The following is a 17,011-nucleotide window of genomic DNA, read 5'->3' as shown; positions in this document are numbered from 1 at the left end:
CTCGCGCCCCCTCCCCCTTATCCCTCCAGCAGCGACCGGCGCGCTTCGGCGTATTCGCCCGCGAGCCGGTCCACCAGCGCCCCCGCGGGCACGACCTCCTTCACCGCGCCGATGCCCTGGCCCGAGCCCCAGATCTGGCTCCAGGCTTTGGCCTTGGCCCCTGACTTGCCGAAGTCCATTCCCTCGGCGTGGCTGGCATCCAGCGCCTCGGGGTCCATCCCGGCCGAGCGGATCGAGGGCTTGAGGTAGTTGCCGTGGATGCCCGTGAAGACGGGGGTGTAGACGATGTCCTCGGCGCCCGACTCCACGATCATCCGCTTGTAGTCGGCGGTGGCGTTGGCTTCGGCGGTCGCGATGAAGGGGCTGCCGATATAGGCGAGGTCCGCCCCCATCGCCTGCGCGGCAAGGATGGCGCGCCCCGTGGCGATGGAGCCCGAGAGCAGAAGCGGGCCGTCGAAGAACTCGCGGATTTCCTGGATCAGCGCAAAGGGGCTTTGCGGCCCCGCATGGCCGCCCGCGCCCGCCGCGACGGCGATCAGGCCGTCCGCACCCTTTTCCAGCGCCTTGCGGGCGAAGGTGGCGTTGATGACGTCGTGCAGGGTGATGCCGCCGCAGTCATGGGCCGCCTCGTTGACCTCGGGGCGGGCGCCCAGCGAGGTGATCCAGATCGGCACCCTGTGGCGGTGGCAGATCTCGATGTCGCGTTCCAGCCGCGCGTTCGAGCGGTGGACGATCTGGTTCACCGCGAAGGGCGCGGCCGGGCTGTCGGGGTTGGCCTGGTTGTGGCGGTCCAGTTCCTCCTGGATGCGCCGCAGCCAGGCGTCCAGCAGCGGCGGCTCTCCGTCGGCCTCGCGCGCGTTCAGCGCAGGGAACGAGCCCACGATCCCCGCCTTGCACTGGGCGATGACCAGGTCGGGGCCCGAGACGATGAACATGGGCGAGGCCACCACGGGCAGGCGCAGGTTCGACAGGATCGGCGGCAGCATGGTTCCCCCCTTGTGGCCGGATGCGGCCATGATGCGGGGCCGGGCGGGACCCGCAACCCCCGCCCGGGGTCTCCGCCGCAGCGTCAGAAGGGCAGGGGGTGGGCGCGGTGGAAGGCGTCGATGGCGCGCATCGCCTCGGCGTTCAGCCGGACATCCAGTCCGGCGATCAGGTGGTCGAGCTGCGCCAGCCGCGTCGCCCCGAGGATCGGGATCGCCGGAAAGGGCCGCTGCCGCACGAAGGCGATGGCCGCGTGGACCGGGTCGAGCCCGAGGCCGCGCGCCATCTTTCCCCAGGCCTCGGCCGCGGCCAGTCCACGCGGAGTGACGCGGCCGTGCAGGTCGCCCTCGCCGCCGCGCAGCCGCTCGTTCCCGGCGCGGCTGCCCTGGGGAAGGGCGCCACCCGCGTATTTTCCCGTCAGCAGCCCCGCCGCCAGCGGCGAATAGGCCAGCAGCGTCACGTTTTCCTTCTGGCCCACCTCGGCCATGTCGGTGTCGTAAAGCCGGTGCAGCGGGCCGTATTCGTTCTGCACCGAGACAACGCGCGGGCCGCCCGTCCGCTCGGCCGCCGCAAGCCAGGACATGGTGCCCCAGGCGGTCTCATTCGACAGGCCGAACTCGCGCACCTTGCCCGCGGCGACCACGTCGCGCAGCGCCTCGAGGATGCCCTCCATGTGTTCCTGCGCGCGCGCCTTCGAGGCGCGGCTCGGGTCGTAGGTCCAGTTCTGGCGGAAGGCGTAGCTGCCGCGCTTGGGCCAGTGCAGCTGGTACAGGTCGATGCGGTCCGTCCCCAGCCGCCGCAGCGACTCGTCCACGGCTTCGGCGATGTTGCCCGGCTCGAAGCCCTTGCCGCCGCGCGTGTGGCCGCCGTTCGGGCCGCTGGCCTTTGTGGCGATCCGCACCTCGTCCCGCCGCCCGCGAGAGGCGAGCCATTCGCCGATGATCTCCTCGGTCCGGCCATAGGTCTCGGCGGCGGCGGGGTTGACCGGATACATCTCGGCCGTGTCCCAGAAGCTGATCCCGGCGTCCAGCGCCCGGTCCATCAGGGCCAGCGCCTCGGCCGGGGGCGTGTCCTTGCCGAAGGTCATGGTGCCCAGGCAGATGTCGCTGACGGTCAGCCCGCCCAGCTTGCGTGTCTCGATCATGAAGGGTCCCGTCGCGGATGCGGGGGCAACCTGACAGCGCCGGCCGCCGCGTGCAACCGCTCAGCCCCCCGCCGCCGGGAAGCTTGCGTCGAAGACGCGGCCGTCGGTGTCCTCGGCATGAACGGCGACCGGCTGGCCGTTGGGCCGGTAGCCCAAGCGGAACACCGGGTTCTCGGAAATCGAGATCCCGCCCTCCATCGTCATCAGCACCTCGTCGCCCTGCTTCAGCTCGATGGTCTGGACGAACTCGGCCGGGATGTTCAGCAGCGTCACCTGATCGCGCTGGAGACCCGAGAAGTTGGGATGCCGGATCATCAGCGTGCCCATGGCCCGGTCGCCCTGCGGTTCGCTGCGGAAGCGCATCTCACCCATCCCCTCGCGCGCCTTGTCGCCGCCACCCGCAGGCGCCGCGCAGCCGCCCGAGGCCTTGACGAAGCGCCCGGCCATGACCTGCCGCCCGTCCTCCAGCGTGGCGATGGCGCGGACGTCGGAATAGGCGTCCACCCGCACCCGCACCTCGAAGTCCAGGGGCGCGGTGGCGGGGCCGAAGGTGAACTCTCCGGCAACGGGCGCGGGGTTATGGTCGACGACCAGCGCCAGCTTCGTGATGCGCGGGCTGCCGGGGACCTGGGTGACGCGGATCGGGACCAGCGCGGGGTTTTCCGCCCGCATCGGCGCCTCGAGGTCGAAGACGGCAGGGTCGATCGGCGGCTCGATGTCGCTGCCGGTCACGCTGGACCGCATGTCCTCCCAGGCGGGCGAGGGTTGCAGCGGGTTTTCCGCCGCCAGCGCGGGCGCTCCTGCAAGTGCCATCGCAAGGGCGGCAAGCCGGATCGGGGCGGCAAGGGGAAGGGACATGGCGAATCTCCCTTTGGCCGGTGGGACCGGCGCGGATGCGGGACAATGGTGACAAGGCGGGGGCGGGTGCGGCGACCCCGACGAAGGTCGTAGAAGCGGGCCTGCCTGATGCACACCGCGCCCGCGCGCGTCATCCTTCGGGCAAGGAGGCCCGCCCATGCATGTCCTGATCCTGACGGCCTGCCTTGCCGCCGATCCTTCGGCTTGCGCGGACCGGCTGCTGCCTGCGGCGGAGTCACCGGACATGGGCGCCTGCGAGGCTCTGGCCGGCGAGGCCGCCGCCGCGTGGCTGGCCGCCCACCCCGACCTGACCGGCCGGGACCGGCGCTGCGCGCCCCTGTCCGAGGCCCCGGCGCTTGAGCTTTCCGAGGTCGCTGCGGGCGTCCACGTGTATCGCGGCGCCGATGCGCAGCTTTCCCCCGAAAACGGGGGCCGGATCGCCAACCTCGGCGTCATCCTGGGCCGGGACCGCGTGGCGGTGATCGACCCCGGCGGATCGCGCGCGCAGGGCGAGGCGCTTTACGCCGCCATCCGCCGCCTGTCCGACAAGCCCATCGGCCCCGTGGTGCTGACCCACATGCACCCCGACCATATCGCGGGCGCCGAGGTCTTCGCCGAAGCCGGCGCCGAGATCGTCGCCGACGCCCGCCTGCCCGAGGCGCTGGAGCTTCGCCGCGACACCTGGGCCGAAAGCATCCCCGCCCAGATCGGTGCGGATGCCTGGGCGGGCACGGTCCTGATCGGCCCGACCCGGACCATCGCGGGGCCGGAGGTGCTGGACCTCGGCGGCCGGACTTTGGAACTGACCCCCGCCCCCCGCGCCCATACCGACAGCGACCTGACCGTGCGCGACAGCGCCACGGGGGCGCTGTTCACGGGCGACCTGCTGTTCCGGGGGCTGACGCCGGTGGTGGACGGCTCGCTGAAGGGCTGGCTCGACTGGCTTGCCCAGCCGCACGGGGGCGCGCCGGTGATCCCCGGGCATGGGCCGGTTGCCGCGTCCTTCGCCGAGGCCAGTGCCGCGCAGCAATCCTATCTCGCCGCGCTGCGCGAGGCTGTGCGGGCGGCGCTGGACGCAGGGCAGGGCCTTTCATCGGCGGTCCCGGCCGTGGCCGGGGCCATGGGCCCGCTGGCCGGGGGCTGGGCGGATTACCAGGCGACGACCGCAAGGAACGCCGCCGCCGCCTATGCCGAGATGGAATGGGACTGACCCCTCGGCGAACCAAACCGGCCCGCCCCGCGTTCGGGGCCACAGCCGCAGGGAGCGGATGATGGCGACAGGCAGTATCGTCGATCCGCAGGACGCCGCGATCAGCGCGGGGCTGGTCTATGTCAGCGACTCGGAACCCGGCATCACCCGCCGCCGCGCGGGCAAGGGCTTCAGCTACCGCGACCCGGAGGGCAGGGCGGTCAAGGACCGGGAAACGCTGGACCGAATCCGCTCGCTGGCGATTCCGCCCGCCTACACGGACGTCTGGATCTGCGCCGATCCGAACGGCCACATCCAGGCCACGGGCCGCGATGCGCGCGGGCGCAAGCAGTACCGTTATCACCCCCGCTTCCGCGAGGCCCGCGACAGCACCAAATACGAGCGGATGCTGGATTTCGCCGCAGCCCTCCCGGCCCTGCGCGCGCGGGTGGACGAGGACATGAGCCGCCGGGGGATGCCGCGCGAAAAGGTGCTGGCGACGGTCGTGCACCTGCTGGAAACCACCATGATCCGCGTCGGAAACGCCGATTATGCCAAACAGAACAAGTCGCACGGGCTGACCACGCTGAACGACCGCCATGTGAAGGTGGACGGCGCTCAGATCCGCTTCCGCTTCAAGGGGAAAAGCGGCAAGGAATGGGACCTCGGCATCCGCGACCGCCGCGTGGCGCGGATCGTCAAGGCCAGCCAGGACCTGCCGGGCCAGCACCTGTTCCAGTATCTCGACGACGAGGGCGAGCGGCGCAGCGTCACCTCGGGCGACGTGAACGCTTACCTGCGCGAGATTTCCGGCACCGACATCACCGCCAAGGACTTCCGCACCTGGACCGGCACGGTGCTGGCGGCGCTGGCCTTGGCGGAATACGAAAAGGCCGACAGCCAGGCCGCCGCCAAGCGCAATGTTCGCGAGGCGATCGAGCAGGTCTCGGCCCGCCTGGGCAACACCCCCACGATCTGCCGCAAGTGCTATGTCCACCCGCAGGTGATCGACAGCTACCTGTCCGACGAACTGGCGCTGGAAATCGGCGAGGAGATCGCCGAGGAACTGGATAAGCCCGCGCTGCGCCCCGAAGAGCGGCAGGTGCTGGAGTTCCTCAGGCAAAGGCTTTCCGCATGAACCGCGTCACCGCCACCCCCGCCGCGCTGGACCTGCTGGCCGAGATCGAGGCCGCGCACGGCTCGGTCATGTTCCACCTGTCGGGCGGCTGCTGCGACGGCACCGCGCCGATGGTCTATCGCAACGGCGACTTCCGCATCGGCAGCAACGACGTGCAGCTTGGCACCGTGGGCGCGGCCCCCTTCTGGACCGGGGCCTTGCAGGCCGAAGCCTGGGCCGACACCGACCTGCTGGTGGACGCGGTGCCCGGCCGCGGGTCGGGCTTCAGCCTCGACAATGCGCTGGACCGCCATTTCATCCTGCGCCCGCCCACTTGCACCGCCTGAGCGGACGGGCCACATCGCGGCTCAGGCGAAAGGGGGCGACATGGCGCACAAGGTGTTCATCGACGGCGAGGCCGGGACCACGGGGCTGCAGATCCGCGAGCGTCTGGCCCCTCGCCCCGACATCGAGCTGGTCCAGCTCGACCCTGCCCGCCGCAAGGACCCGCAGGCGCGGCGCGCGGCGCTGGCCGAGGCCGAGATCGCCATCCTCTGCCTGCCCGACGCCGCCGCGAAGGAAGCGGTCGCGCTGGCCGAGGGGCTGGACGTGCGCTTCATCGACGCCTCGACCGCGCACCGGGTGGCCGACGGCTGGGTCTTCGGATTCCCCGAACTGACCCCCGGCGCGCGCGAGGCCATCGCGGGTGCCGCCCGCGTCTCGAACCCCGGCTGCTATTCCACCGGCGCCATCGCGCTGGCCGCCCCCCTGGTCGCGGCCGGGCTGGTGGCCCCGGACGAGATCGCCTCGATCAATGCCGTGTCCGGCTATACCGGCGGCGGCAAGGAACTGATCGCCGAGATGGAGGCCGGGGACGCGCCCGCGCATTTCGTTTATGCGCTGGGCCAGGGCCACAAGCACCTGCCCGAGATCATGAAGCACTCGGGCCTGACCCGCCGGCCCGTCTTCGCGCCCTCGGTGGGGCAGTTCGCGCAGGGCATGGCCGTGCAGATCCCCCTGCATCTCGGGAACCGCAAGCTCGCCGACCTGCGCGACGCGCTGGCCGCGCATTACCGGGACGCGCGCTTCGTCAGGGTCGTCGAGCCCGAGGCCCGGGTGATCCCCACGATCCTGAACGACACCAACGAGATGCGGCTTTCGGTCCATGGCAGCGACGAGAACGGCTGCGCGGTGCTGGTCGCGGTTCTGGACAACCTCGGCAAGGGCGCATCGGGTGCGGCGGTGCAGAACCTCAACCTGATGATCGGGGCCGAGGAGGACAGGGGCCTCTGAGCCCTTCCTCCACGAGCCGGATACCCCCGGGGCGAATCGCCGCCGGGCGATGGGGGGCGGACAGCCCCCCTTGCGACGGCCCCGCGCTCAGTCCGCCTTGATCTGGCGCGCCTCGCCGACCAGCATGATCGGAATGCCCGCCCGGATGGGGAAGGCCAGCCCCGCCGTGCGCGACACCAGTTCCTGCCGGGCCGCGTCATAGTCCAGGGGGCCATGCGTGACCGGGCAGACCAGCGCCTCCAGCATGTGCCGGTCGAAGGCGGGGCCGGGTTGGTTCGTCAATGCAGCATCTCCTCGTCGTCGCCGCCCCCGTGCAGGGCGTATTCCAGCAACCCGTCCAGCATCTCGCGCCGGGCGGGCAGGTCCGCGGCCTCCAGCAGCGCCTGCTTTTCCTCGACGCCCAGCGGCAGCAGCATGGACAGGCTGTTGACCAGCAGCTCGTCGTCCGCTTCCTCGGCGGCGTTCCAGTCGGTCGAAAGCTCGCGTTCGTCCATGTAGCGCTGCAGCCGCTCGAGGAAGGCCGGGCGGTCGAAATCCTGGTCGGGCGGCACCGAGGGCGCGCGGTCGGCCTTGAAGGGCGACCAGTCCACCCGGCCGCGCAGATAGGGGGTGAAGCCCTCGATCACCTCCTCCAGCCGGAAGCGCGAGATGGCCCGCAGCGAGATCATCAGCCGCCCGTCGTCCATTTCGGAAAACATCGTGACGCGGCCCGCCGTGCCCACGGCGGCCAGTCCGTCGCCGATGGGCTGGATCATGCCGATCAGCCGGTGCCCGGATTTCAGCGCGTCGTCCAGCATCTGCAGATAGCGCGGCTCGAAGATGTGCAGCGGCAGGCGCGTGCGCGGCAGAAGCACCGCGCCCGGGAGCGGAAACAGCGGGATCGTGTCGGGCAGGGCGCCCCGGGGGGTCACGCGAAGATCAGCGACGACAGCCGCCGGCGCCCCTTCTGGACCAGCGGATCGGTCGCGGGCAGCGCGTCGAAGATCGTCAGCAGCTGCGCCTTGGCCGCGCCCTCGTTCCAGTCGCGGTCGCGCCGGAAGGATTCGAGCAGCTGGTCGATCGCCTCCTCGACCCGGCCCCCCGCATGCAGCGCGGTCGCATAGTCGAAGCGCGCCTGGTGGTCGGCGGGATCGGCGGTCACCCGCGCCTCAAGCTCGGCCAGCGGCCCGGCCTTCTCGGCCTGCCGCGCCAGCGCCAGCTGGGCGCGGGCGGCCTCGACCGGGGCGGCGCTGGCGACCGGCGCAGGCACCTGCGCCAGGGCTTCCTCGGCGGATGCGGCGTCGCCGGCGGCCAGATGCGCGCGGACCAGCCCGCCCCAGGCCTGGGCATTCTCGGGCTCTTCGCCCAGGATCGCGGCGAAGGTTTCGGCGGCGTCCAGCGCCGCGCCCTCGGCCAGCATCGCCTCGGCGGCGTCCAGGGCGTCGCCGAGGCCGCCGTCATCGCCCCCGAGGGCGACCAGCTTTTCCACGAACTGCTTGATCTGGCTTTGCGGGATCGCGCCCTGGAAGGCATCCACGGGGCGGCCCTGGAAGAAGGCGTAAACGGTCGGGATCGACTGCACGCGCAGCTGGCCCGCGATCATCTGGTTCTCGTCCACGTTGACCTTGGCCATGCGGACACGGCCCTTGTGGCGGGCGACCTCGGCCTCGAGCTGCGGGCCCAGCGTCTTGCAGGGACCGCACCAGGGCGCCCAGAAGTCGACGATCACCGGCACCTGCATCGAGGCGTCCACGACCTCGGCCATGAAGTCCGCCTCGGTCACGTCCTTGATGAAATCGGCGGTGTTCGGCGCCGTCTCGCCCGAGCCTTGCAGCAGCATCGTCCTGATCCCCGGTCTGTTTCCGTGCTTGGCCGCAATATGGGCGCTGCGGCGGAAGACCGGAAGGGGCCTTGCTTACACCCTCAGGTCGAAGCAGGCGAAGACGGGAACGTGGTCGCTGGGCTGGTCCCATCCCCGCACCGTTCGCAGGATGCGGCTGGCATGGCCCGCCTGCGCGATGTCGCCCGTCGCCCAGATGTGGTCCAGCCGGCGGCCCTTGTCGGCCGCGTCCCAGTCGCGGGCGCGATAGCTCCACCAGGAATAAAGCTTGCCCTGGGGGATGTCCTTGCGGGTCACGTCCACCCAGCCGCCCGCGTCCTGCGCCTGCGCCAGGTGCTCGATCTCGACGGGCGTGTGGCTGACGATCTTCTGCATCGCCTTGTGCGACCAGACGTCGTCCTCCATCGGCGCGATGTTGAGGTCGCCCACGAGGATGGACCGTTCGGGCTTCTCGGCATGGAAGCTGTCGCGCATGTCGGTCAGGTAGTCGAGCTTCTGGCCGAACTTGACGTTCTGGTCCCGGTCGGGAACGTCGCCGCCCGCGGGCACATAGACGTTGTGGATCGTGACGCCGTTCTCCAGCCGCGCCGCGACGTGGCGGGCGTGGCCCAGGCCCGCGTGGTCGCGGTCGCCCGCATCCGTGATCGGCAGGCGCGACATGATCGCGACGCCGTTGTAGCCGCGCTGGCCGCGCGCCACGATCCAGCGGTAGCCGAGTTCGTGAAACAGCTCGAAGGGCATCTTCTCGACCGGCGACTTGCATTCCTGCAGGCAGAGGATGTCCGGGGCTTCCTCGCCCAGCAGACGGGTGACAAGACCGGCCCGCAGGCGGACCGAGTTGATGTTCCAGGTGGCAATGGTGAACATGGGGGCGACTTAACGCGCAGCGCGGGAAAGGGGAAGCCGATGAACCAGCTGGTGGACGGGGTCTGGACCAAGGGCAGCATCGGGGCGAGCAGGAAGGACGGCGCCTACAAGCGCCAGAACGCGGGCTTCCGCAACTGGATCACGCCCGACGGCGCGCCGGGCCCGTCGGGGCAGGGCGGCTTCGCGGCGGAAAGCGGGCGCTATCACCTTTACGTCTCCTACGCCTGCCCTTGGGCGCACCGGACGCTGATCTTCCGCGAACTGAAGGGCCTTGCGCCGCATATCGGGGTTTCGGTGGTCCATCCGGTCATGGGCGACGAGGGCTGGACCTTCGCCAGCGACTTCGACGGGGCCACGGGCGACCCGCTGTTCGGGGCCGGGTTCCTGCGCGACATCTACCTGCGCGCCGATCCGCACATGACGGGCAAGGTCACGGTGCCGGTCCTCTGGGACAAGCAGAGGAACACCATCGTTTCCAACGAATCGAGCGAGATCATCCGCATGTTCGACAGCGCCTTCGACGCGCTGACCGGCAATGACACGCATTACTGGCCCGAGGACCTGCGCGACGCCATCGAGGCCGTGAACGACCGCGTTTATCCGAACTTCAACAACGGGGTCTATCGCGCGGGCTTCGCCGCCCGGCAGGAGGCCTATGACGAGGCCATCGGGCCCGTCTTCGAGACGATGGCATGGGCCGACGACGTGCTGTCCCGCAACCGCTACCTGACCGGGGACCGGCTGACCGAGGCCGACTGGCGGATGTTCACCAGCGCCGTGCGCTTCGACACGGTCTATCACACGCATTTCAAGTGCAACCGCCAGTGGCTGCGCGACTATCCGGACCTCTGGGCCTGGACGCGCGAGCTTTACCAGATGCCGGGCATCGCCCCCACCGTCCGGCAGGACCACATCACCCACCACTACTATCGCAGCCATCCCGACCTGAACCCGCACGGGCTGATCCCGATCAATCCTGTGATCGACTGGGACCAGCCCCACGGCCGCGGCTGAGCGCGCAGACACAGGCGCCCAGAAAAAAACCCCGGCGAGATGCCGGGGCCAGTGAGACAGGGAGGGAGGAATGTGGCCGCGTCCCCGGCCACTGGGCTTCCCTCGATCAACCCGCGGCTGCGAAGCTGGTTCCGGGCTTTCGCGCAAATAAATCACGCCACCAGCCGGTAGCCGCCGCTTTCCGTCACCAAAAGCCGCGCGTTCGAGGGATCGGGCTCGATCTTCTGGCGCAGGCGGTAGATGTGGGTTTCCAGCGTGTGGGTCGTGACGCCCGCGTTGTAGCCCCAGACCTCGTGCAGCAGCACGTCGCGCGGCACCACCCCGTCCTGCGCGCGGTACAGGAACTTGAGGATGTTGGTTTCCTTCTCGGTCAGGCGGATCTTCCGGTCCTTGCCGTCGATCAGCATCTTCATCGAGGGCTTGAAGGTATAGGGCCCAAGCTGGAAGATCGCGTCCTCGGACTGCTCGTGCGTGCGAAGCTGCGCGCGCAGGCGGGCCAGCAGGACCGGGAACTTGAACGGCTTGGTGATGTAGTCGTTGGCCCCGGAATCCAGCCCCAGGATGGTGTCGGCGTCCGTGTCGTGGCCGGTCAGCATGACGATGGGGCATTTCACGCCCTGCTTGCGCATCCGCTTGCACAGCTCGCGCCCGTCGGTGTCGGGCAGGCCCACGTCCAGCACCACCAGGTCGAAGATGGCGCCCTTGGTCTTCTCGATGGCCTCGGCCCCGCTGCCCGCCTCGAAGACGTCGAAATCCTCGGTGGCGACCAGCTGCTCGGCCAGCGCCTCGCGCAGGTCTTCCTCGTCGTCGACAAGCAGGATCTTCTTCAGTCCGGCCATGGGAACCTCCTTCGGGTGGCGTTTGCGGGGAAGATGGCTCCGCTGGCGCCCGCGTCCAGCGGCTTGCAATGTTTCTCACAAGCAGTTGTGGCCGGGCGCCCTTATGTTACGGAATGTTTCAGGATCTATGGCCCGATGTCCCTGCTGCCCACCCTGACCGAGACGATCAGCCGCGCCCGCACCGATCTGCGGGTGGGGCTGCCGGTCGTGATCGACGGCCAGCTGGCCGCGGCGGTGGAAACGCTGTCGCCTGGCCGGCTGGCGGCCCTGCGGGCCTTCGGCAGGCCCGTGCTGGCGCTGACCGCGCGCCGGGCCGAGACGCTGAAGGCGCGGGCCTATGACGGCGATCTCGCGCGGGTCGAGGTGCCGGGCGAGGCCGACCTTTCCTGGCTGCGGGCGGTCGCCGACCCCGCCGACGACCTGCGGGTGCCGATGAAGGGTCCGCTGTTCACCCGGCGCGAGGGCGAGGCCGCCCCCCACCGCGCGGCGCTGGCGCTGGCGAAATCGGCCGAGCTTCTGCCCGCGGTGCTGATGGTGCCCGTGGCCGAGCCGCCCCCGGGCCTGACGGTCCTGCCCGCCGGCCCCGTGCTTGCGCAACTTGCCGCTGAGACGGCACTGGCCCCTGTCGCCGCAGCGCGCCTGCCCATCGCGGCGGCCGAGCACACGCGCCTGCACATCCTGCGCGCCGAGGACGGCGGGTCCGAGCATTACGCCGTCGAGATCGGCGATCCGCCCCGCGACGCCCCCGTTCTGGCGCGGCTGCATTCGGCCTGCTTCACCGGCGACGTGCTGGGCAGCCTCAAGTGCGACTGCGGGCCCCAGTTGCACGCGGCGCTTTCCGCGATGGGGGCGGAAGGGGCAGGGGTGCTGCTGTATCTGAACCAGGAAGGCCGGGGCATCGGGCTGGCCAACAAGATGCGCGCCTATGACCTGCAGGCACAGGGCTTCGACACGGTGCAGGCCAACCACCGGCTGGGCTTCGAGGATGACGAGCGCGACTTCCGCCTGGGCGCCGCGATGCTGCGGCAGCTCGGGTTTTCGGCGGTGCGGCTGATGACCAACAACCCGCGCAAGGTGGCGATGATGGAAGGCCACGGCATCCGCGTGGTCGATCGCGTCCCCCTGCAGGTCGGCCGCAACCGCTGGAACGACGCCTACCTTTCCGTCAAGCGCGACAAGTCGGGGCACCTGCTATGATTCCCGGCCCCGAGGACATGGTGCTGACCCCTGCGGGCCTCCGCTTCGCGGGCCGCCTGATCCCCTGCAGCATCGGCCGGGGCGGCGTCTCGGCCGCCAAGCGCGAGGGCGACGGCGCCACCCCGGCCGGGGTCCACCGGATCGTCGGGCTGCTTTTCCGGCCCGACCGCATCGCGCGGCCCGCGCCCTGGGCCGAGCCCATCGGCCCGCAGGACCTTTGGTGCGACGACAGCGGCCATCCCGCCTATAACCACTGGGTGCGCTCGCCCTTTGCCGCCAGCCATGAACGGCTGCGGCGGGCAGACCCGCTGTATGATCTGGTGCTGGTCACCGACTGGAACTGGCCCGAGGCGAGGGCCGGGAAGGGCTCGGCCATCTTCCTGCACCAGTGGCGGCGGCCGCGCTATCCCACGGCGGGCTGCATCGCCTTCGCCCGGCGCGACCTGGTCCGGCTGGCCGCCGAGGCCGCGCCCGGCACGCGGCTGGTCGTGCCCGAAACGCTCTCGGGTCGCCTTGGCCGCCGCGGGGCCGTGGCGCAGGCGGCATGAGGCTTCCCGCCGCCCGATCCGGCCTTATGCTGTTTCCATGACCGAGCCGATCCAGACCTTCCCCCGTCCGTCCGTCCCCCGCGTCTTCCTGGGGGTCATCCTGGCCTGCGTGGCGGTCCAGCTGGCAATGCTGATACCCGCCTGGGACGGATGGGTGATGCTGCACGGGGCGCTGTGGCCGGATCTGCTCGGGGACGTCCGGCCGATGTTCCCGGGCCAGCAGGTGACGATGTTCCTGACCTACGGCTTCCTCCATGGCGGGCTTCTGCACCTGGGAATGAACATGCTGGCGCTTTACGTGCTTGCCCGCTCGCTGTCCGTCGCCATGTCCGGGGCAGCCATGGTGGCGCTGTATTTCGTGGCGCAGGTCGCGGCAGGGCTGGTGCAGCTGTGGCTGTCCGACAGCCCGCTTCCCGTGGTGGGCGCCTCGGGTGCGATCTTCGGGTTGGCAGGGGCCGAGATCGCCATCGCCGCCCGCATCCAGCTGGGCAAGGGCGGCAGCCTGCGCCCGCTCATGGGGCCGGTCCTGCAGTTCGTGCTGCTGAACGTGGCGCTGACACTGGCCGTGCCGAACATCGCCTGGCAGGCCCACCTGGGCGGCGCCCTGGCCGGACTGGCAATGGGTGCGCTTTACCAGCCACGAAGGCGGTAGGTCAGGCCTGCTCGGGCGGCTCCGTTTCCTCGGCGCCCTCGGCAGGCGGGACCGAAGTCCGGGGCAAGGCACCTGTTTCCTGCGCGTCCTCGGCGGGCGGCTGCGGCCCCGCGTCGGGACGCGGGGGGGCGTCCTCGCCCGGCGCTTCGCCGGCAGGTTCCTGCGCCGGGGCGTCGGGGTCCGGCCCGGCCTCGGGCGCGCCGCTCAGCCGCCGCATGGCCGGGCGCAGCGCCTCGGCCGGGATATGGACCAGGTCGGCGGCTTCCAGATCCGGTTCGCGCGACAGGTGCTCGGCCAGCAGCCGGTGCGCGAGACCGTAGCCCGCCCATTTGCGGATGTTGCCGCGGCCCTCGAACCACAGTCCACGATCGAGGTCGCGCCAGGCCCATTCCGTCATCGCCCGCTTCGCCAGCCCCGAGGGCGGCGTGGTCACATCCCAGGGATCGGGCGGCCCGCCCAGCAGCCGGGACACGAAATGACCGGCCAGGCCTTCGCTGACCAGAACTTCGCCCAGGGACCGGCCGTAGCCGGGCCCGTCCCAGCGGGCGATGTGGTGCAGTTCGCGCAGCATCCGCCGCACTGTCAGGTCGTGGGCGAATCGCGCGGGCGACAGGGTCAGCTCGACCATCCCCGGCGCAGGCGCAGCGCCCGTGACGCCCCAGTCGGACCCGCCCTCACCCGCCCGCACCACGAGGTCGAAGTCGGGCAGTTCCAGATGGTCCGAAACCCGCGCCACCGCATCGGCCACTGCCGCGCGGACCTCGGGCATGATGCCGGTCAGGGCGTGGCGGGCGTTCAGGAAATGGACCTGCCAGTAGGGCATCCGGGGTCAGACCTCGGGCACCAGGACCTCGCGCTTGCCGACGTGGTTGGCCGGGCTCACGACGCCCTGCTCCTCCATCTGCTCGACGAGGCGGGCGGCCTTGTTGTAGCCGATGGCGAGCTTGCGCTGGATGTAGCTGGTGGAACACTTGCGGTCCTTGGCCACGATCGCCACCGCCTGGTCGTAAAGCGCGTCGTCCGAGCCGTCCGAGGCCAGGATCGCGTCGATCTCGGCGTCGCGCTCGTCCTCGGGGCTTTCGACCACGTTGGACACATATTGCGGCGGCCCGAAGGACTTGAGGTGGTTGACGACCTCCTCCACCTCCTCGTCGCTGACGAACGGCCCGTGGACACGGGTGATGCGGCTGCCCCCGGCCATGTAGAGCATGTCGCCCATGCCCAGAAGCTGCTCGGCCCCCTGTTCGCCGAGGATCGTGCGCGAATCGATCTTGGAGGTGACCTGGAAGGAGATCCGGGTCGGGAAGTTCGCCTTGATCGTGCCGGTGATCACATCGACCGAGGGGCGCTGCGTCGCCATGACGATATGGATGCCCGAGGCCCGCGCCATCTGGGCGAGGCGCTGGATGCAGGCCTCGATCTCTTTCCCCGCGACCATCATCAGGTCGGCCATCTCGTCCACGATCACGACGATATAGGGGAAGGTTTCGGGCTGGAATTCCTCGGTCTCGAAGACGGGTTCGCCCGTTTCCTCGTCAAAGCCCGTCTGCATGGTGCGCCGGAACAGCTCGCCCCGCGACAGCGCCTCGCGTACGCGGCTGTTGTAGCCCTCGATGTTGCGCACGCCCATCTTGGACATCTTGCGGTAGCGTTCCTCCATCTCGGACACGACCCATTTCAGGGCCACCACGGCCTTCTTGGGGTCGGTCACGACGGGGGACAGCAGATGCGGGATGCCGTCGTAGACCGACAGTTCCAGCATCTTGGGGTCGATCATGATCAGCCGGCATTCCTCGGGCGTCAGCTTGTAGAGAAGTGACAGGATCATCGTGTTGATGGCGACGGATTTCCCCGAGCCGGTGGTGCCCGCGATCAGCAGGTGCGGCATCTTGGCGAGGTTGGCCACCACCGGCTCGCCGCCGATGTCCTTGCCCAGCGCCAGCGGCAGGGGCACCGAGCTGTCGCCGAAGGCGCTGGCCGACAGGATCTCGCGCAGCACGACCTTTTCGCGGCGCTGGTTCGGAAGCTCGATCCCGATCACGGTGCGGCCCGGGACGGTCGAGACGCGGGCCGACAGCGCCGACATCGAGCGCGCGATGTCGTCGGCCAGCCCGATGACGCGGCTGGCCTTCAGGCCGGGCGCGGGTTCCAGTTCGTAAAGCGTGACCACGGGGCCAGGATGGACGGCGGTGATCTGGCCCTTGACGCCATAGTCGTCCAGCACGGCTTCCAGCATCCGGGCGTTCTCGGCCAGGGCCTCGGGGCTCGCCATGTGGCGCTCGATGGTGCCGGGGGCGGCCAGCAGCGACAGGGGCGGGCGCTCGTAGGCGACGGCGGCGCTGTCGAAGCCCAGCCCCGGCTGCGCCTCGGCCATCGCCTGGCGCGAGGGCGCAAGCTGCCGCGCGGGCGGCATCACCACGCGCGAGGTGTCCGTGGGCGGCGCCGGGGGGACGGGCGGGACCGATTGCGCGCGTCCCGTCAGCCGGGCGGTGACCGCCGAAAGGACCGAGCGGCCGTCAGGCTCGACCGGGATCTCGGGCGCGGGCTCGTGATGGTGGCGGATGGCCTCGGTGATCCGCTCGCGGACGACCTGCGCATCGGGCGCGGGGGGCGCCTCGTCATACTGCGGGGCGGGCTCGACCAGTTCAGGGGGCAGGACCGCGTCCTCGGCCGGGGGCAGGGGGGCGGTGCCGCGCAGGCGCGAGAACATGGCCTGCGCGGGGGTCCGGGACTGGGCTTCGGGCGCAAGCTCGGCGGGCGCTTCCTCGCCGGCCATGCGGCGGCGGCGCGCCTCGGCCCGGCGGCGGACCTCGCGCGCGGCGGCCACCGAGGCCGAGGCCCCGTGCCCCACCGCCGTCATGGCGAGGTCATAGGCGGTGGCCAGCCCCGTGGCGAGAAAGCGGCCGATCCCCATCAGCTCGCGCCGGTCGAAGCCCAGCACGAAGGCCGCCATGGCCACTGCCCCGGCAGCGGTCAGCAGCGCCAGGATCTTCAGTCCCACGGCGGCGCTGAAGGGCAGGATGCCGATCATCCCCCCCATCAGCATGTCGCCCAGGTGCCCGCCCATGCCGAAGCTCTGCGTCCAGTCCGGCGGCGGGACCATCGACGAGGCGTGCAGCGAGGCCACGACCATGGCGATCGGCGTGAAGACGCCGCGCAGCAGCCGCTCCTCGCCCCGGTGCAGCATCAGCCGCAGGCCCCAGACGATGCCCGAGACGGCCAGCATCCAGCTGCCCAGGCCCACGATCATGAACAGCGCCGAGGCGATGTAGGCCCCGACCCGGCCCAGCAGGTTCTGCGCCGGCTGATCGGTCGCGGTGCCCACGCCCGGATCGTCGGGGTTGAAGGAAAACAGCATGATGGCGACCAGCACGCCCGCGACGATCAGGCCCGCGCCGACCAGTTCCTTGACCCGTCGTTCCAGCGCCACCTGCGTGGACTGGTCGAACAGCGGATCGCGGTGTTTCGCCTGCCAGCTGGCCATGCCCCG

At 70.6% G+C, this 17,011-nt stretch carries 18 protein-coding genes; 8 read left to right on the top strand and 10 right to left on the bottom strand.

Annotation, left to right across the window (positions count from 1 at the left end):
• Positions 1–17: 17 nt before the first annotated feature.
• The 3 genes from CK240_RS07430 to CK240_RS07420 form a co-directional block, all read right to left on the bottom strand.
• A complete protein-coding gene (locus CK240_RS07430; RefSeq protein WP_095639695.1) occupies positions 18–986 on the bottom strand; it encodes an NAD(P)H-dependent flavin oxidoreductase in 969 nt (322 codons plus the stop codon).
• A gap of 83 nt (positions 987–1,069) precedes the next feature.
• Positions 1,070–2,125 carry an aldo/keto reductase gene (locus CK240_RS07425; protein WP_095639760.1) on the bottom strand — a complete coding sequence of 352 codons (1,056 nt, stop codon included), beginning with the start codon at positions 2,123–2,125 and terminating at the stop codon, positions 1,070–1,072.
• A 63-nt stretch (positions 2,126–2,188) separates the two neighbouring features.
• Complete coding sequence (locus tag CK240_RS07420; protein ID WP_205957775.1) at positions 2,189–2,986, bottom strand: quinoprotein dehydrogenase-associated SoxYZ-like carrier; 798 nt, start codon at positions 2,984–2,986, stop codon at positions 2,189–2,191.
• A 157-nt stretch (positions 2,987–3,143) separates the two neighbouring features.
• Between CK240_RS07420 and CK240_RS07415 the strand changes: the two genes are divergently transcribed.
• The 4 genes from CK240_RS07415 to argC all read left to right on the top strand — a co-directional run bounded on the left by CK240_RS07415 (position 3,144) and on the right by argC (position 6,585).
• Positions 3,144–4,196, top strand: coding sequence for a quinoprotein relay system zinc metallohydrolase 2 (locus CK240_RS07415; RefSeq protein ID WP_095639694.1), 1,053 nt, complete (start codon positions 3,144–3,146; stop codon positions 4,194–4,196).
• Between the two features lie 61 nt (positions 4,197–4,257).
• Positions 4,258–5,313: a DNA topoisomerase IB gene (locus CK240_RS07410; RefSeq protein ID WP_240517328.1), complete on the top strand. Its 1,056-nt coding sequence runs from the start codon at positions 4,258–4,260 to the stop codon at positions 5,311–5,313.
• Positions 5,310–5,639 (top strand): DUF779 domain-containing protein, encoded by a 330-nt coding sequence (locus CK240_RS07405; RefSeq protein ID WP_095639692.1) that lies wholly within the window; start codon positions 5,310–5,312, stop codon positions 5,637–5,639. Before CK240_RS07410 ends, CK240_RS07405 begins: the two co-directional genes overlap by 4 nt.
• Positions 5,640–5,679: 40 nt before the next feature.
• The gene (gene argC / locus CK240_RS07400; protein ID WP_095639691.1) at positions 5,680–6,585 is read left to right on the top strand and encodes an N-acetyl-gamma-glutamyl-phosphate reductase; all 906 of its coding nucleotides are present in this window, start codon (positions 5,680–5,682) and stop codon (positions 6,583–6,585) included.
• Between the two features lie 87 nt (positions 6,586–6,672).
• On the opposite strand, the gene CK240_RS07395 is transcribed toward argC, so the two are convergent.
• The 4 genes from CK240_RS07395 to CK240_RS07380 form a co-directional block, all read right to left on the bottom strand.
• Positions 6,673–6,831, bottom strand: coding sequence for a Trm112 family protein (locus CK240_RS07395; RefSeq protein ID WP_095639758.1), 159 nt, complete (start codon positions 6,829–6,831; stop codon positions 6,673–6,675).
• A gap of 32 nt (positions 6,832–6,863) precedes the next feature.
• Positions 6,864–7,496, bottom strand: a complete 633-nt coding sequence (locus tag CK240_RS07390) for an LON peptidase substrate-binding domain-containing protein (RefSeq protein ID WP_095639690.1) — start codon at positions 7,494–7,496, stop codon at positions 6,864–6,866.
• Positions 7,493–8,404, bottom strand: coding sequence for a thioredoxin family protein (locus CK240_RS07385; RefSeq protein WP_095639689.1), 912 nt, complete (start codon positions 8,402–8,404; stop codon positions 7,493–7,495). Before CK240_RS07385 ends, CK240_RS07390 begins: the two co-directional genes overlap by 4 nt.
• 75 nt (positions 8,405–8,479) lie before the next feature.
• Positions 8,480–9,271: an exodeoxyribonuclease III gene (locus CK240_RS07380; protein WP_095639688.1), complete on the bottom strand. Its 792-nt coding sequence runs from the start codon at positions 9,269–9,271 to the stop codon at positions 8,480–8,482.
• A 39-nt stretch (positions 9,272–9,310) separates the two neighbouring features.
• Between CK240_RS07380 and CK240_RS07375 the strand changes: the two genes are divergently transcribed.
• Entirely contained in the window at positions 9,311–10,285 is a 975-nt protein-coding gene (locus CK240_RS07375) for a glutathione S-transferase family protein (protein WP_095639687.1), read from the top strand.
• 152 nt (positions 10,286–10,437) lie between these two features.
• On the opposite strand, the gene CK240_RS07370 is transcribed toward CK240_RS07375, so the two are convergent.
• Positions 10,438–11,124, bottom strand: coding sequence for a response regulator transcription factor (locus CK240_RS07370; RefSeq protein WP_095639686.1), 687 nt, complete (start codon positions 11,122–11,124; stop codon positions 10,438–10,440).
• 135 nt (positions 11,125–11,259) lie between these two features.
• Between CK240_RS07370 and ribA the strand changes: the two genes are divergently transcribed.
• From ribA to CK240_RS07355, 3 genes are read left to right on the top strand one after another with little or no spacing between them, the layout of a single operon-like run.
• Positions 11,260–12,321, top strand: coding sequence for a GTP cyclohydrolase II (gene ribA, locus CK240_RS07365; protein ID WP_095639685.1), 1,062 nt, complete (start codon positions 11,260–11,262; stop codon positions 12,319–12,321).
• The gene (locus CK240_RS07360) at positions 12,318–12,869 is read left to right on the top strand and encodes a L,D-transpeptidase family protein (RefSeq protein WP_095639684.1); all 552 of its coding nucleotides are present in this window, start codon (positions 12,318–12,320) and stop codon (positions 12,867–12,869) included. The genes ribA and CK240_RS07360 overlap by 4 nt, the downstream gene beginning before the upstream one ends.
• A 37-nt stretch (positions 12,870–12,906) precedes the next feature.
• A complete protein-coding gene (locus CK240_RS07355; RefSeq protein ID WP_095639683.1) occupies positions 12,907–13,521 on the top strand; it encodes a rhomboid family intramembrane serine protease in 615 nt (204 codons plus the stop codon).
• 1 nt (position 13,522) lies between these two features.
• On the opposite strand, the gene CK240_RS07350 is transcribed toward CK240_RS07355, so the two are convergent.
• Entirely contained in the window at positions 13,523–14,344 is an 822-nt protein-coding gene (locus tag CK240_RS07350) for a DUF2268 domain-containing putative Zn-dependent protease (RefSeq protein WP_095639682.1), read from the bottom strand.
• A gap of 6 nt (positions 14,345–14,350) precedes the next feature.
• Positions 14,351–17,005, bottom strand: coding sequence for a DNA translocase FtsK (locus tag CK240_RS07345; protein ID WP_095639681.1), 2,655 nt, complete (start codon positions 17,003–17,005; stop codon positions 14,351–14,353).
• Positions 17,006–17,011: the final 6 nt, after the last annotated feature.

This window comes from Paracoccus salipaludis (genome assembly GCF_002287065.1).
In the GTDB taxonomy this organism is placed as follows: domain Bacteria; phylum Pseudomonadota; class Alphaproteobacteria; order Rhodobacterales; family Rhodobacteraceae; genus Paracoccus; species Paracoccus salipaludis.
Note: the sequence above shows the minus strand (reverse complement) of the source record. Positions and strands in the feature narration are given on the sequence as shown.

Excerpts from the sequence above, each read along its gene's own strand:
- CK240_RS07345 (WP_095639681.1), bottom strand. The coding sequence starts at position 17,005 with ATGGCCAGCTGGCAGGCGAAACACCGCGATCCGCTGTTCGACCAGTCC.
- CK240_RS07415 (WP_095639694.1), top strand. The coding sequence starts at position 3,144 with ATGCATGTCCTGATCCTGACGGCCTGCCTTGCCGCCGATCCTTCGGCT.
- ribA (WP_095639685.1), top strand. The coding sequence starts at position 11,260 with ATGTCCCTGCTGCCCACCCTGACCGAGACGATCAGCCGCGCCCGCACC.
- CK240_RS07430 (WP_095639695.1), bottom strand. The coding sequence starts at position 986 with ATGCTGCCGCCGATCCTGTCGAACCTGCGCCTGCCCGTGGTGGCCTCG.
- argC (WP_095639691.1), top strand. The coding sequence starts at position 5,680 with ATGGCGCACAAGGTGTTCATCGACGGCGAGGCCGGGACCACGGGGCTG.
- CK240_RS07370 (WP_095639686.1), bottom strand. The coding sequence starts at position 11,124 with ATGGCCGGACTGAAGAAGATCCTGCTTGTCGACGACGAGGAAGACCTG.
- CK240_RS07375 (WP_095639687.1), top strand. The coding sequence starts at position 9,311 with ATGAACCAGCTGGTGGACGGGGTCTGGACCAAGGGCAGCATCGGGGCG.
- CK240_RS07350 (WP_095639682.1), bottom strand. The coding sequence starts at position 14,344 with ATGCCCTACTGGCAGGTCCATTTCCTGAACGCCCGCCACGCCCTGACC.
- CK240_RS07380 (WP_095639688.1), bottom strand. The coding sequence starts at position 9,271 with ATGTTCACCATTGCCACCTGGAACATCAACTCGGTCCGCCTGCGGGCC.
- CK240_RS07355 (WP_095639683.1), top strand. The coding sequence starts at position 12,907 with ATGACCGAGCCGATCCAGACCTTCCCCCGTCCGTCCGTCCCCCGCGTC.
- CK240_RS07420 (WP_205957775.1), bottom strand. The coding sequence starts at position 2,986 with ATGTCCCTTCCCCTTGCCGCCCCGATCCGGCTTGCCGCCCTTGCGATG.
- CK240_RS07410 (WP_240517328.1), top strand. The coding sequence starts at position 4,258 with ATGGCGACAGGCAGTATCGTCGATCCGCAGGACGCCGCGATCAGCGCG.
- CK240_RS07395 (WP_095639758.1), bottom strand. The coding sequence starts at position 6,831 with ATGCTGGAGGCGCTGGTCTGCCCGGTCACGCATGGCCCCCTGGACTAT.
- CK240_RS07360 (WP_095639684.1), top strand. The coding sequence starts at position 12,318 with ATGATTCCCGGCCCCGAGGACATGGTGCTGACCCCTGCGGGCCTCCGC.
- CK240_RS07405 (WP_095639692.1), top strand. The coding sequence starts at position 5,310 with ATGAACCGCGTCACCGCCACCCCCGCCGCGCTGGACCTGCTGGCCGAG.
- CK240_RS07385 (WP_095639689.1), bottom strand. The coding sequence starts at position 8,404 with ATGCTGCTGCAAGGCTCGGGCGAGACGGCGCCGAACACCGCCGATTTC.